The organism is Pseudoalteromonas ulvae UL12, from assembly GCF_014925405.1.
Lineage (GTDB): Bacteria > Pseudomonadota > Gammaproteobacteria > Enterobacterales > Alteromonadaceae > Pseudoalteromonas > Pseudoalteromonas ulvae.
This window is the reverse complement of sequence record NZ_AQHJ01000035.1, coordinates 709,549-724,521: the sequence shown is the minus strand read 5'-3', so window position 1 is coordinate 724,521 and position 14,973 is coordinate 709,549. Positions and strand designations below refer to the sequence as shown.

Genomic DNA, 14,973 nt, shown 5'->3' with positions numbered 1-14,973 from the left:
GTGGTAGTGCAGTGACATTACTGTTGCGCTAATTGCCAGATTTCCTGACTGTATTGTAAGATAGTGCGATCGCTTGAAAACTCACCGCTTGCGGCCGTATTCAAAATACTCAATCGTGTCCAATATTCTTTGTCTTGATAGGCTAATTCGACTTTTTGCTGGGCTTCAATGTAGCTTTCAAAATCATAGGCGACTAACCATTGGTCGTGTGGATCTCTGATTGAATCGATGATCGGTTGGAATAACCCCGGTTCAAATAAGTTAAAATGTCCGCTTTCCAGTAGCTCCATTACTTCTTGCAGCGCCGGGTTAGATTGGATGATCTGATTTGGATTATAGGTGCTGCGAATAGCAGCTAATTCATCGCTTTTTGCACCAAACAAGAAGAAGTTCTCAACACCTACGGCGTCTCTGATCTCAATATTGGCACCATCTAAGGTGCCGATTGTGACAGCTCCATTCATCATGAATTTCATGTTGCCGGTACCCGATGCTTCTTTACCTGTTGTGGATATTTGCTCAGACAAATCAGTGGCAGGGCAAATCACTTCCATTGCGCTGACATTATAATTAGGCAAAAACGCGACCCTTAAATAGGGTTTGGCGAGCGGATCATTATTGATGGCCTCTGCGACATTATTAAACAGCTTGATAATTAATTTGGCCATAAAATAGCCCGGTGCCGCTTTGCCACCGAGTAACACACAACGTGGAGTTAGATTGGCCGTATCGCCTTTTCGAATCCGTTCGTACAAGTAAATAACATGAAGGATATTCAGTAATTGACGCTTATATTCGTGTATCCGTTTGACTTGCACATCAAACATCATCGCGACATCAAACTCAACGCCACAGGCCTCTTTCACTAAGTCGACCAACTTCTGTTTATTGTGTTGTTTAACGCTCAGCCACTGTGTTTGAAACGCTTTATCGTCGTAATAACGTCTGATTTTTTCGATATCTGCAAAATGTGCAACCCATTGGTCGCCAATTTTTGACCCGATTAACTTTGCCAGCTCAGGGTTACAATGGGCAAGCCAACGTCTGGGTGTCACGCCATTGGTTTTGTTATTAAACTTATGAGGCCACAGTTGATAAAACTCATTGAAAAGTCCACCCGTTAACAGCTCTGTATGCAAGGCCGCGACACCATTGACCGAAAAGCTGCCGACAATGGCTAAATACGCCATACGAACCTGAGGGTGTGCCCCTTCTTCAATCAATGACATCGAGCGTTGTTTTTGCATATCACCCGGCCATTGACAGGCCACTTCGGTCAAAAAGCGGGCATTGATTTCATAAATGATTTCAAGCAACCGTGGTAAGAGACGCGAAAATAAACTGACTGACCACTTTTCAAGTGCCTCAGGCAATAACGTATGATTGGTATACGCCATGGTGCGCGTGGTGATATGCCAAGCTGCGTCCCAATCTAAATCATGCTCATCGACCAACAAACGCATCAGCTCTGCCACTGCAATGCTCGGGTGGGTATCGTTTAACTGAAATACATTATATTGTGCGAATTCACTAAAATCCTCGCCATGACCCGCTACCCAATTTGCCAATAAGTCTTGTAAACTGGCCGATGATAAAAAGTATTGTTGACGCAGTCGCAGCTCTTTACCATTTTCACTCGAATCATTTGGGTATAACACCATAGTGATTTGTTCTGCTAAGTTTTTACGAGCGACGGCTTCGGTATAACTACCCGCATTAAACTCAGACAAATTAAACTCATCTGTGGCCTCTGACTTCCATAATCTCAGTGTATTGACCACTTCATTTTTGTAACCGGGCACTGGGACATCATAAGGTACAGCCAGCACATCTTGGGTATTGACCCATTGGTGGTGTTTACGACCGTGTTTGTCTTGATAGACTTCAACATGACCAAAGAACTTAATCCGGCGGGTATTTTCAGGAGCTGTGATCTCCCAAGGATGCCCTTCACGTAACCAGTTATCAGGGTGTTCGACTTGGTGACCTTGCTCAATGCTTTGATTAAACATGCCGTATTCATAACGGATCCCATAGCCAATTACGGGTAAACCGAGGGTTGCGCAACTATCTAAAAAACAAGCTGCTAGTCGACCTAAACCACCATTACCAAGACCGGCATCGTGTTCGGCTTCGGCGACTTCTTCTAAGGTGGTGCAGTATTCTTGTACTGCGTGACGCACGTTCTCTTCTAAATCCAAATTAAGGACTGCATTACCCAGCGCTCTTCCCATTAAAAACTCTAGCGACAAATAAGCGACTTGTCGGGTTGGGCTTAATTGGCGCTGTTGACGAGTTGTACGACAGCGGGCGACTAACCGGTCGCGGATCGTTAATGCTAACGCATGATATAAATATAATCGCGATTCGCCGACCATATCTCGGCCAAGGGTATAATAAAAATGCCGAGTGAGATCTTCTTGCAGTGTGCTTTCGTCAATAAGTGGCCCTTCTTGCCAACTCTTCACTGTGCAAACTTTATTTTCAGATTGTGCCATCGACGTGCTCCTGTATAACAGCAGACAAAACCCAACAGCTTTTAGCTGCGACCGCGATTGTGTCAGATGAGGTAAAATCAGCGCGCAATTCTTTTACAGCAGTTGTGGTACACAATAGCTGCCATGATTGGATAGAATCGCGTGCTGGTAAGTGAAAAAAATGTGTGTCATTGGCTGCATTAAACAAAATCAATAATGCATCTTGTTGTTTGATTGATGCCCGTGGCTCAATCAAATAACCCAATTGTTGATTCGATTCGTTGGTCCAATCCCCGGCTTTCATTGCTTCACCATGAGCACTTAGCCACGTGAGCGCAAAATCAGGGTCGTTATGATGTAAAAAATCTTGTTTTTTATACACTAAAAACCGCGAACGGATTGCCACTAATTGCTTGATAAATGCATGTAATGGATGAGCATAATGGTGATTATCAAATGTGAGCCAATTGAGTTTGTTATCTTGACAATAAGCATTATTATTCCCGTGCTGGGAGTGCGCCATTTCTGATCCCGCGCATACCATCGGGATCCCTTGTGATAACAAAAGCGTTAACAGTAAATTTTTCTGCTGCTGTAATCGCATCGCTGTTATATCGATATCGTGGCAAGGTCCTTCTTGGCCATAATTTGCAGAATAATTTTCGCTGTGGCCATCTTTGTTATCTTCGCCGTTATCGAGATTATGTTTATTTTCGTACGTGACTAAATCGGCCAAAGTAAAGCCATCATGGGCGGTAATGAAGTTAATACTGGCACTCGGCCCGCGGCCATTGTGTTCAAATAAATCATTAGAGCCATGTAAACGCTGTGCAAACTCGGGCAACAACCCCGAATCCCCACGCCAAAAACGGCGCATTGTATCGCGGTATTTATCATTCCATTCTCGCCATGCAATTGGAAATCCACCGAGTTGGTAGCCTCCAGGGCCAATATCCCACGGCTCAGCAATCAATTTGACCTGACTTAAAATCGGGTCTTGATTGATGGCTTGGAAAAAGGCATGACGAGTTTTAAAACCAGAATACTGACGCCCTAAGATAGGTGCCAGATCAAAGCGAAACCCATCCACGCCCATGATCTGCACCCAATAACGCAAACTATCGAGGATCAACTGCAATACACGGGGATGATTGATATTAATCGTATTGCCACAACCGGTATCATTGATGTAATTTCGAGGGTTTTGGGTATCAAGGCGGTAGTAATTACTGTTATCGAGCCCTCGGTAACATAATGTGGGCCCAAAGCTATTCCCTTCAGCGGTGTGGTTATACACCACATCAATAATGACTTCGATGTCATGTTGATGCAGTATTTTAACCATTGATTGGAATTCACTCACATCATTATCAACCAAGTATTCACGGTGCGGAGTAAAAAAGTTAAGCGTGTTGTAACCCCAATAATTGCTGAGCCCTTTATCAACTAAAAAACGCTCACTAATAAATTCATGGCAGGGCAATAACTCAATGGTTGTCACCCCCAATGACTTGAGGTGTTCAATAAACACAGGTTCAGCGAGACCTAAAAACTTGCCACGATTAACCGAGCTAATTAAAGGATGTTGGAGCGTGGCACCACGAACATGACATTCATAAATCACGGTCTCTTGCCACGAAATCGCGGGCTTAATGCCATCGTAAGGTGTCAGTCCGATAACTTTAGATTTAGGCGTATCGGATGCACTGTCGAGCTCACGCACGGATGAGCTGTCGACTAACGACTCAGGTAACTCAACACAATGCAGATTTGACCAATTAAACTCACCTTGTAAGGAGCGTGCATAGGGATCAATTAATAATTTTTGCGGATTAAATCGATGACCAAGCTCGGGCATATACGGGCCATGGACACGGTAACCATACAGTAACCCAGCTTTTGCACCCAACACTAAACCGTGCCAAATATGCTGCTCACCTTTGATTAAAGGCAAGCGCGCGATTTCACTGTGACCGCTTGCGTCAAATAAACACAATTCGACCCGTGTTGCATGGGCTGAAAAAACAGCGAAATTAACCCCTTGTGGACTAAGTGTCGAGCCTAAGGGGTAAGGCTTACCCGCAGTAAATTCAAACACATTACTCATCACGCTTCCTTAATTAAGTAAACGCTCGCCAAAGGAGGTAGATCTATTTCAATACTGCACTGATGACCTTGCCATGCCTTATTTGTTGTCGAGTAAACGGTACTTTTAGCAAAACCTGAACCACCAAACTCGACATTATCGGTATCAAGTAACACCGCGTACTGCCCCGCTTCTGGCACACCAATCCGATATGTCTTGTAGCTCGCAGGTGTCATGTTACTTACCACAATGACCGGCGATTGGCTCAGTTTCCCATAACGGATAAAACTAAAAATACTCTGCTCGCTATTGTGTCCATCTAACCAAGCAAATCCACTGGGGTGATTGTCTTTTTCGTATAACGCAGGTGTAGCACGATAAATTCGGTTTAAACGCGCAATTAATTGTTGCATCCCTTTATGCGGGGCAAAATCGAGTAAGTGCCAATCTAACGAGGAATCATGATCCCACTCGTTATATTGTGCAAATTCACCGCCCATAAATAACAATTTTTTACCCGGATGGCTCCACATATAGGCATAAAAAGCGCGTAAATTGGCAAATTTTTGCCAATCGTCTCCTGGCATTTTATTGATTAATGACCCTTTACCATGCACCACTTCATCATGGCTTAGCGGTAAGACATAATTTTCGCTAAATGCATACACCAACGAAAAAGTCATTTCATTATGATGATGCTTTCGATAGAGCGGATCCCGTTGCATATAATGAAGTGAATCATTCATCCAGCCCATGTTCCATTTATAACCAAAACCCAATCCACCATGCTCTGTAAACTGGGTGACTCCAGGCCACGCTGTTGATTCTTCTGCGACCATCATGATGCCGGGATGACGCTGATAACTGCGCTGATTGACTTGTTTTAGCACCTCAATGGCACCTAAATTTTCACGACCTCCATGGTGATTTGGGATCCATTCACCCTCTTGGCGGCTGTAATCAAGGTACAGCATGGAAGCAACAGCATCGACACGTAACCCATCGATAGAAAAATTATCAAACCAATACATGGCGTTCGATAATAAAAAGCTTTGCACTTCGGCACGATCATAGTTGTAAATATGGGTATGCCAATCAGGGTGGTAACCTTGGCGTTTATCCGCATGTTCAAATAAATGTGAGCCATCAAACTTAGCCAAACCATGGGCATCACTTGGAAAATGCCCGGGCACCCAATCAATTAATAAACCGATGTGTTCTTTATGGCACGCATCGACAAAGTGCGCAAAATCAGCCAATGTGCCAAAACGGCTGGTTGGTGCAAACAAGCCTACAGGTTGATAGCCCCATGAACCATCAAATGGAAACTCGCTAATTGGCATAAGTTGGATGTGCGTAAACCCGAGTGATTTCACATAAGGGATCAGCTTGTGCGCTAATTCTTGATAGCTTAAATAGCGATTATTCTCTTCAGGTACACGCATCCACGAACCTGCATGCACTTCATAAATACTGATAGGTGCATCAATGGCGTTGCGCAGCTGCTTTCGCGCTTGCTCTTGTAATCGTTGTTTATCCGTTTTGGCTGCTCTGAACATGCCTTTATGAGGAATAATTGAGGCCGTTTGCGGAGGAACTTCCATGGCAAAGGCAAACGGATCGGCTTTTTCTAAACGATCCCCTTGCGCTGTTACCACACTAAACTTATAGGCTTGACCCGCTTGTAGCTGCGAAATGAAAATTTCCCATACACCCGATGCGGGGTGTTTACGCATAAAGTGACGGCAAACTTGCCAATCGTTAAATTCACCAATCACACTGACACTTTGTGCATTCGGTGCCCAAACCGTAAAACGCACCCCTTCAGTCTTTGCATTACAAGTATGCCAGTGCGCACCTAGATGCAAATACGCCTGCTCCAGTGAGCCCTCGTTAAATAAATACATGGCCTGTAAATCTAATGTGCTACTGAAACTATACTCATCAGCTTGTGTGATAGTCGCAAGCGGATACTCAATTTTCAGCTGATAATCAGACTGAAAATCGTTCACAGCTAAATCTAAGATAAATAACGCACTGCCCGCTATTTGGGTATATTGATAACTACCACTTTTAGCCACATAGTGGACTGTGATTGCACCAGGAAGGTAGACACGCAGCTGATACGCATCCGCGGATACTTGATGTGGGCCTAAAAATGAAAACGGATCATGAAACAGCCCATGTGATAATGCCTCAATTTGTTGGGCAAATTGTGCGTGCTTGACTGGTGTCTTAGCGATAGTTGCTTCTTTCATTTATAAATCCCTTAACTTTGGCAATGACGCTAAAAGTTGGTTGTTATTTAAAAGTTGATGAATGTCGAGCTGTAAACGTCTGCGCCAATTTGGGTATTCTTTATCAGTACCAGGAATATTGACTGGTAAATCGCAGTTATCGAGATCATCCAATTGAATTGTAAAAAGCTGCACAGGCGATTGGGCCAATAACCTCACCAGCTTGCTGTAAATGGTTTGGTGATCATCCTCTAGAGATACAGTGATTTGCGGATCTTCGGCCCTTAGCCATGCGATTAGCCGCTGGCGTTCTTCATCTCGTGCTTGCTCCGCCTGCTGTTGTGAGGTGGCTGAATCAAATAATCCTAAACGTGCCCGCAGTGCCAAGTCATCATAGTGCCACCATGCCCGAAATGTTGGGACATCATGATTGGCAATCATTAATAGTGCATGAGGTTTTAAATCTTGCCGACGAGAAAACTGCCCTTGGTGGTCTTTTTCAAAATAAAACAAGATGTTCGAATAAACTTGACCATTACGCAGCGCGTGAGAAATTTCGGGTGGGACTATGCCTAAATCCTCTCCTATCACTGCGCAGCTGTTTAATTGACTTTCCAATTTTAAAATGGCCAGTAATTGCTCGAATGGGTAATAGACATAACAGCCTTTGCCTTGGTGTTCTCCGTCTAAAATACACCACCACAAACGCAATAAACTCATTACATGGTCAATTCTGAGTGCACCACAATGGCGCATATTGGCCCGTATTAACGCGATGAAGTGCTGATATTGACTCCCTTTAAGCTGCTTAGGATCCATAGGAGGTAACCCCCAATTTTGTCCTTGTTCAGCCCAAGGATCAGGGGGCGCGCCAATACTCACCGCTTGATTAAACAGTGACGATTGACTGAGTGCCTCATTGCCATCTGCTGCGCATCCGACGGCTAAATCACGGATCAAACCTATGCTCATTCCTAGGTCTTTGCATAATTGCTGAGCCTGTTCAAGCTGCGAAGAGGCCAGCCATTGCAAGTAAAATGAAAAATCATCATCTTGATACGCAGGATCGGAGATATTTTGCTTTTGCCAGTTCGCATAACGCTGTAAAGCTGTTTGATGGGTTTGACAAAATTGCATAAATGCTTGTTGGCGAATTGCACAAGCCTGCTGCAAAAACTGAGCATACATCAATTTAAACAACGTTGTTTTAGCGCTCGCAACAGCGTGATAGTTAATATAAGTCGCGGCTTTTTCTTGCTGTAAAGCCTGTTGAAAGTCTTCACTTGTGTACAACGCTTGCGCTTGTTCATTATGGGTGAAATCTTCACAGCTGAGCACATCAATATAAAGCGGGTTTAAACACAATCTATCATTAGGACTGTAAGGACTGGCCCTGTCGACATCATTATCAAACAACGCATGTAAAGGGTTGAGTAAAATGTACCCAGCGCCCATAGCTGCAACCTGTTTGATAATGTGCGTTAAATCATGAAAATCTCCAATTCCGAGATTTTGCTCACTGCGCACACTATAAAGCTGTAATGACAGCCCCCAGTATTTCGCCTCTTCTTGATTAAAGGCCGTCTCAGGATAAACAATTAATTGAGCAGTCGCCTCTTGATTCAAACATTGAACCTGTAATTGGAAATACCCAAACGGTAATTTGCCCAAACAAATCTCATGAGCAGTATAGCGGCGCTCTTGATAAACATAATCACCACACACAGATGTTTCTGTACAGAGTGCCTCGCCAGAGGCCATCACACCTTGATCGTTATCAAATACCTGCCAATAAAGAGGTTGCCCTAAGGATTGAGGAGACAACTTAACCGTCACTAACCCTGTGTGTTGCTGACAAAAAACTGTTTTATCGATCAGCTCAAACCAAGGAGCCACATCCAATTGATGATTTAAATCAGCCAGTGGTGGAGTATTATCCGTTAACATTGTGCCAAGTACCGCTTCTCTGAGCGGTTGCTCAAATGTTATTTCTTCACCACTGTAGCCATTGTATTTAAGACCAATACCGTGCAGGTATAAAGATTGCTCAATCACATCCATAGATTATCTCTACCTGCAAATTAGCATTGCACAGTCGACACAACGCTGTTTTCGCTACCAAATGAGTTGGGCAAATATGCGTCTGCTTGATGATCATTTTCCCATGTTTCTTCGTTGATCAGGTATCGAAAATGAAATTGTTGCTCAAGGGGTAAGCGTACTTTGGTACGGTAGACTTTTTCTTTTTTGACAAATTTCATTGGCAGAGGCTGCCAATCATTAAACTCAGCCACCAAGGCGACTTGTTTTGCATCTGAGGCACTTAATTCAAAGGTGACTTCTGCTTTTGTTTTGAAAAAACGCTTAGTTAACATTGTCAGGCTCCTAATAGACAAACAGCTTAATTCCTTGCTACAAAAACCATTCTGATACTACAACACGCCAGGCTGATGTAAGCAAAATAACCGCGAGATGATTAACGTTATCTAACCACAACATTATTTACGGATCATGACAGTGCATGAAAATGTGTGCACGCACCATGTTAGTGCGTAAAGTGTTAAAAAAACCGTTAAATCAATAGCTCAATAAGCAGTGAGCAATTTTTGAACCAAGAATGTAGCCCTATATAGGTACAATGTAAATCTGATCGTCTATGCTAAATTCATCTAATAAATAATATTTATCAAAACATTTAATTATTTAATGTAATGCCTGCAATAATGTTTTTACACTTGTTACTGGTTTGTTCTGAAATGAGTCCTCTGACAAAAAATAACTTAAAAAATAGACATTAAATCAGTCATCTCTATCTAAGTGATCCGTTACATGTGTTTTTTTCAGTAACGCAACAATGAAAAAAACATAACAATCATATTTGAAAAATTAACGCTTAAATTTTGTTTCTAAAATCACTGATGAGTTCGTTCGCTCTACCCCATCCAAGTTTCCAATGTCGTCTAAGATTTTGCTTAATTGTTCAAGAGATTGAGCTTGCACAATGGCAATTAAATCGTGTTCGCCACTAATGGCATAAAGCGCCGTTATTTGGCTCAATTGTTTGAGTTCTAAATTTGTTTTGGTGGTTAATTTTTGTTTGACCTTAATGGAGACATGAGCAGCCACTTGCTCGCTGAGGTATTGGTTCCCGTATTCTAAAACATAGCCATTTATCACACCTGTTTGCTCCAGTCGGCTGATGCGATTTTGTACAGTTGAACGAGACACCCCAAGCGCTCGCGCTAAGTCAGAAATGCTCATCCGCGCATTCGTTCGTAATAAAGAAAGGAGAGTTTGATCTTGTTCACTTATCATAATGAAACCTAAGATGGTTATTTTGATAAATAATACTAGCAAAACTCACAATTTAACACTGCACTTTGACATTACTAGGGATGATAATGAATAAATAACAAAAATGATGTGCTTGAGGTTTGTCCTGCAACTATGTGTGAACACTAATTGCACCACCTCAACTTTCTCTTAGACAACAAAAAGGTAATGAAAATGCAAGTCACTCGCTCACTATTTGATGATGTTATGGTGCCAAATTATGCCCCTTCGGCTGTTATTCCAGTAAAAGGTAGCGGCTCACGTGTTTGGGATCAAAACGGTCAAGAATTTATCGATTTTGCTGGTGGCATTGCCGTCAACTGTTTAGGTCATTGTCACCCTGCTCTGGTTACTGCATTAAAAGAGCAAAGCGAAAAGTTATGGCACTTATCGAATGTAATGACTAATGAGCCTGCACTTCGTTTAGCAAAAAAAATGACTGATGCAACCTTTGCAGATAAAGTCTATTTTGCCAACTCAGGCGCAGAAGCCAACGAAGCAGCGTTAAAACTTGCTCGTCGTTATGCACTTGATGTTTATGGCGCAGACAAAACGGGCATCATTGCATTTAATAAAGGGTTTCACGGTCGTACATTCTTTACCGTAACTGTCGGTGGGCAAGCAGCTTACTCTGACGGCTTTGGTCCAAAACCAGCTGACATCTCACATTGTGACTATAACGATTTAGCGGCTTTTGAAGCCTTGATCAATGATAAAACCTGCGCGGTAATGATGGAGCCACTACAAGGTGAGGGTGGCATCATTTCTCCAACGGCTGAATTTGTACAAGCAGTGCGCGAGCTTTGTACCAAACATAATGCTTTACTTATTTTTGATGAAGTACAAACGGGTGTGGGCCGTACTGGCGACTTATACGCTTATCAAGGATTAGCAACCACACCTGACATTTTGACAACAGCAAAAGCCTTAGGTGGCGGTTTCCCAATTGGTGCAATGATCACAACTAAAGACATTGCAGAACATTTAAAAGTGGGCACTCATGGTTCGACCTATGGTGGTAACCCATTAGCATGTGCAGTTGCAGAAGCAGCCTTTGATACCGTCAATACACCAGAAGTATTAGCAGGTGTCAAAGAGCGCGAGCAAATGTTCCGTGATGGTTTAGCCAACATCAACGCAAAATACAATGTATTTAGCGAAGTGCGTGGCAAAGGATTACTGTTAGGTGCCGTGTTAAATACTGACTATGCTGGACGTGCACGCGATTTCCTTGTTGCATCTACTGAACAAGGCTTAATGAGCCTAGTCGCAGGTATGGACGTGATCCGTTTTACCCCTTCATTGGTGATCCCTAAAGAAGACATTATCGAAGGCTTAGCACGTTTTGAAAAAGCGGTTGCGCACGTGGTAAATGGCTAATCGTGTGGGTGGCGTCACGCCACCCATTTTTATAAGAGTCAAATAATGCAAGTAATTCGCCCTATACAACAGTCTGATTTTGCAGCTTTAAAGCAAATCGCCATCGATTCAGGCCATGGATTTACCTCGCTGCCTGTGAACGACGAAATCCTGTTAAATAAAATCACTCGCTCAGAGCAGAGCTTCAAACAAGCCGTGACACAGCCAGGTGATCAAGGTTATCTTTTTGTACTAGAAGATTGCCAAACTAAAAAAATCATCGGAACCACCGCCATCGAAGCCTCGGTTGGTTTATCTGTCCCGCTTTATCATTATCACCGTGGTAAAACAGTTCATCATTCGCCAACGTTGAATGTTTACAATACAGTGGAAACACTGACAATGTGTAATGATTACACAGGTGCAAGCGAAATTTGTACGCTCTTTCTTCACGAAGATCACCGTAAAGGGCACGCTGGGCGCTTGCTGTCTCGTATCCGCTTTTTGTTTATGGCTGAACATCCTGAGCGTTTTTCAGATACTGTCATTGCTGAGATGCGGGGCGTTTCCGATAAACACGGTCATTCCCCTTTTTGGCAATGGTTACAAGAGCATTTTTTCAGTATCGATTTTCCAACCGCAGATCATTTAATTGGAGTAGGAAATAAAGTGTTTATTTCTGAGTTGATGCCGAAATTTCCAATTTACGCTAATTTGCTCAGTCAAGAAGCTCAAGCGGTTATTGGCCAAGTTCACACCAAAACAAAGCCAGCGTTAAGATTGCTGGAAAAAGAAGGCTTTGAGCACCGCGGCTATGTCGACCTGTTTGATGCCGGCCCGACTGTCGAAGCGAAGATCAATAATATCAAAACAGTCAGAGATTCTCTCGTCGCTCCCATTGAAATTGCAGAAGTCGAAACTGAACATGCCTTTGCGGTGTGTAATCATGAGATAGCGCAATTTCGAGCCACAGTCAGCAATAATGTGCAGTACGATGCCAGCGCACAGACGCTTTTTGTATCACAAGCGATTGCTGATGCATTGAATCTTTCATCAGGCGATCTCGTTCGCTTTTGCAAATTTAACTAGGATCCAGTTATGAGTTTTCCTGTTCAGTTTATCAACAACCAATGGATTGAAGGCTTAGGGCCACAGTTTCAATCACTCAATCCTGCTAATGGCGAAGTCCTTTGGCAAGGTGCAGGCGCTAACGCAGAGCAAGTTAATCAAGCAATTTTGGCAGCGCGCGCTGCTTTTTATGAATGGGCTGATCGCTCATTCGAACAACGCATTGCTGTGTTAGAAGCATTTGCTGAGCAATTAAAGGCCAACACTCAGTCATTAGCGATTATTATTGCCAAAGAAACAGGCAAGCCCCTTTGGGAAACACGCACCGAAGTGGCTGCAATGATTGGTAAAGTGGCCATTTCCATTAAAGCAAATCAAGAACGTACCGGTGTGGTCGAAAATCCGATGCCTGGTGCAAAAGCATTTATTCGCCATAAACCACATGGCGTCGTTGCTGTTTTTGGTCCTTATAATTTCCCTGGTCACCTTCCTAACGGTCATATTGTGCCTGCGCTATTAGCGGGTAACACGGTGGTTTTTAAACCATCAGAAATGACCCCTATGGTTGCTGAGTTTACTGTGCAACTTTGGCAAAAAGCAGGACTGCCTGCTGGGGTACTCAACCTAGTACAAGGTGAACTAGAAACCGGCAAAGCACTTGCTGGAAACTCTGAAATTGACGGGTTATTCTTTACTGGTAGTTCAAATACTGGTCACTTGCTTCATCGTCAATTTGCTGGTCACCCTGGCAAAATCCTCGCTTTAGAAATGGGAGGCAATAACCCACTTATCGTGAAAGATGTTGCGGATGTGTCTGCTGCAGTCCATGACATTATTCAATCGGCTTTTGTTACCTCTGGACAACGCTGTACTTGTTCACGCCGTATTTTTATTGCTAATGATGCCAATGGCGATGCGATTTTAGACAAATTGATCAGCGCTACAAACGACATAATGATTGGTGATTCATTTGCTGAGCCTCAGCCTTTTATGGGATCAATGATATCTGAGCAAGCAGCGCTTGGCATGCTTACAGCTCAAAAAGAAATACAATCGCTAGGTGGAAAGTCGATCATCGAAATGCGTCATCTGCAAGCTGGAACAGGCTTTGTTTCACCTGGGATCATTGATGTCACGGCTATTTCTGAACTTCCTGATGAAGAGCACTTCGGGCCTTTATTAAAAGTTTACCGTTATAGTGATTTTGATCGTGCAATCGACGAAGCGAACAATACATCATTTGGTTTATCTGCAGGCTTATTAGCCGATTCAGAATCTGATTATAACCACTTTTTTAAACGTATTCGTGCCGGAATTGTTAATTGGAATCGCCCAATTACAGGTGCATCTAGTGCGGCCCCATTTGGTGGCATTGGAGCCAGTGGCAACCACCGAGCGAGTGCTTTTTATGCTGCAGACTATTGTGCTTATCCGGTTTCATCGGTCGAAGCGCCCTCTGTCAGTTTACCGACTAACCTTGCGCCGGGTTTAACACTAGAATAATAGCGATGCTATTAAGTTATTAACAATCAGGTAGGGATGCCCTGCCTTATTAAAAGGTTTTATACTATGCATAACGATGTAAATGCTTTATTTGACAATCTTTGGCAAAACTATTTAGCTGTCACCCCTTCAGCTGTCAAAGTACATGAGTTACTCGGCTCTACGCAGCAAGATGACATCATTAATGATCATATTGCGCTGCGTACATTCAACATTGAAAAAGTCGGTTTAGAAAAACTAGCCGCTCATTTTTTAGCTGTGGGTTACAAAGAGTGCGGTGAATACCATTTTGAAGCAAAAAAACTCTATGCCAAGCATTTCGAACATAGTGATCCAAAGCAACCTAAAGTATTTATCTCTGAGTTACTGATTGACCAATGCTCACCTGAACTACAAGCCATTGTTCACAACATGGTGGATCAAATTGATCAACAAGCCGTGACTGCAGATAACTTTTTATATTCAGGTACACATTGGCAAGTTGATTCAGAGACGTACAAATCATTATTGGCAGAAAGTGAATACGCTGCATGGATGTCTGCATGGGGTTACCGCGCAAATCACTTCACGGTTAACATTAATGAATTAACTAATTTTTCTACCATAGAAACGGTGAATGACACCCTAAAAGAAGCGGGTTTCGCACTCAATACATCAGGTGGAGAAATTAAAGGCTCGCCAGAGGTGTTATTAGAGCAATCTTCTACACTGGCTGATGATTGTGACGTGCAATTTAGCGACCAAACAATGTCTGTTCCTAGCTGTTTTTACGAGTTTGCCTTACGTTACCCGATGGCTAATGGCGAATTATACACTGGGTTTGTTGCTGCATCTGCCGATAAAATATTTGAGAGCACCAACGCTCGATAAACGACTTCAAATATACTTCCCTTGAAGCAATCAAAATAGC

Annotated in this window: 10 protein-coding genes; 4 read left to right on the top strand and 6 right to left on the bottom strand. The window is 43.0% G+C overall.

The genetic code is table 11. The annotated features are described in order from the left end of the window. Positions 1 to 17 precede the first annotated feature (17 nt). The 6 genes from PULV_RS21240 to PULV_RS21215 form a co-directional block, all read right to left on the bottom strand. Positions 18 to 2,498: a glycogen/starch/alpha-glucan phosphorylase gene (locus PULV_RS21240; RefSeq protein ID WP_193332603.1), complete on the bottom strand. Its 2,481-nt coding sequence runs from the start codon at positions 2,496 to 2,498 to the stop codon at positions 18 to 20. Further along, a complete protein-coding gene (glgX, locus tag PULV_RS21235) occupies positions 2,485 to 4,584 on the bottom strand; it encodes a glycogen debranching protein GlgX (protein ID WP_086743478.1) in 2,100 nt (699 codons plus the stop codon). Before glgX ends, PULV_RS21240 begins: the two co-directional genes overlap by 14 nt. After that, complete coding sequence (glgB, locus tag PULV_RS21230) at positions 4,584 to 6,821, bottom strand: 1,4-alpha-glucan branching protein GlgB (protein WP_193332602.1); 2,238 nt, start codon at positions 6,819 to 6,821, stop codon at positions 4,584 to 4,586. The genes glgX and glgB overlap by 1 nt, the downstream gene beginning before the upstream one ends. Beyond that, positions 6,822 to 8,861 (bottom strand): 4-alpha-glucanotransferase, encoded by a 2,040-nt coding sequence (gene malQ, locus PULV_RS21225; RefSeq protein ID WP_193332601.1) that lies wholly within the window; start codon positions 8,859 to 8,861, stop codon positions 6,822 to 6,824. A 20-nt stretch (positions 8,862 to 8,881) separates the two neighbouring features. Beyond that, on the bottom strand, positions 8,882 to 9,175 hold the full coding sequence (locus tag PULV_RS21220; protein ID WP_193332600.1) for an isoamylase early set domain-containing protein: 294 nt from the start codon (positions 9,173 to 9,175) through the stop codon (positions 8,882 to 8,884). Between the two features lie 511 nt (positions 9,176 to 9,686). Next, a complete protein-coding gene (locus PULV_RS21215; protein WP_193332599.1) occupies positions 9,687 to 10,115 on the bottom strand; it encodes an Lrp/AsnC family transcriptional regulator in 429 nt (142 codons plus the stop codon). Positions 10,116 to 10,307: 192 nt separating this feature from the next. On the opposite strand from PULV_RS21215, the gene PULV_RS21210 reads away from it, so the two are divergent. From PULV_RS21210 to PULV_RS21195, 4 genes are all read left to right on the top strand, one after another. Further along, positions 10,308 to 11,513: an aspartate aminotransferase family protein gene (locus tag PULV_RS21210; protein ID WP_193332598.1), complete on the top strand. Its 1,206-nt coding sequence runs from the start codon at positions 10,308 to 10,310 to the stop codon at positions 11,511 to 11,513. A 45-nt stretch (positions 11,514 to 11,558) separates the two neighbouring features. Next, positions 11,559 to 12,581, top strand: coding sequence for an arginine N-succinyltransferase (astA, locus tag PULV_RS21205; RefSeq protein WP_193332597.1), 1,023 nt, complete (start codon positions 11,559 to 11,561; stop codon positions 12,579 to 12,581). Between the two features lie 9 nt (positions 12,582 to 12,590). After that, positions 12,591 to 14,063, top strand: a complete 1,473-nt coding sequence (astD, locus tag PULV_RS21200; protein ID WP_193332596.1) for a succinylglutamate-semialdehyde dehydrogenase — start codon at positions 12,591 to 12,593, stop codon at positions 14,061 to 14,063. Positions 14,064 to 14,129: 66 nt separating this feature from the next. Continuing rightward, the gene (locus tag PULV_RS21195) at positions 14,130 to 14,933 is read left to right on the top strand and encodes a DUF1338 domain-containing protein (RefSeq protein WP_086743486.1); all 804 of its coding nucleotides are present in this window, start codon (positions 14,130 to 14,132) and stop codon (positions 14,931 to 14,933) included. Positions 14,934 to 14,973: the final 40 nt, after the last annotated feature.

Coding starts and splice junctions, on each gene's coding strand:
- PULV_RS21240 (WP_193332603.1), bottom strand. CDS start 2,498: ATGGCACAATCTGAAAATAAAGTTTGCACAGTGAAGAGTTGGCAAGAA.
- glgX (WP_086743478.1), bottom strand. CDS start 4,584: ATGAGTAATGTGTTTGAATTTACTGCGGGTAAGCCTTACCCCTTAGGC.
- glgB (WP_193332602.1), bottom strand. CDS start 6,821: ATGAAAGAAGCAACTATCGCTAAGACACCAGTCAAGCACGCACAATTT.
- malQ (WP_193332601.1), bottom strand. CDS start 8,861: ATGGATGTGATTGAGCAATCTTTATACCTGCACGGTATTGGTCTTAAA.
- PULV_RS21220 (WP_193332600.1), bottom strand. CDS start 9,175: ATGTTAACTAAGCGTTTTTTCAAAACAAAAGCAGAAGTCACCTTTGAA.
- PULV_RS21215 (WP_193332599.1), bottom strand. CDS start 10,115: ATGATAAGTGAACAAGATCAAACTCTCCTTTCTTTATTACGAACGAAT.
- PULV_RS21210 (WP_193332598.1), top strand. CDS start 10,308: ATGCAAGTCACTCGCTCACTATTTGATGATGTTATGGTGCCAAATTAT.
- astA (WP_193332597.1), top strand. CDS start 11,559: ATGCAAGTAATTCGCCCTATACAACAGTCTGATTTTGCAGCTTTAAAG.
- astD (WP_193332596.1), top strand. CDS start 12,591: ATGAGTTTTCCTGTTCAGTTTATCAACAACCAATGGATTGAAGGCTTA.
- PULV_RS21195 (WP_086743486.1), top strand. CDS start 14,130: ATGCATAACGATGTAAATGCTTTATTTGACAATCTTTGGCAAAACTAT.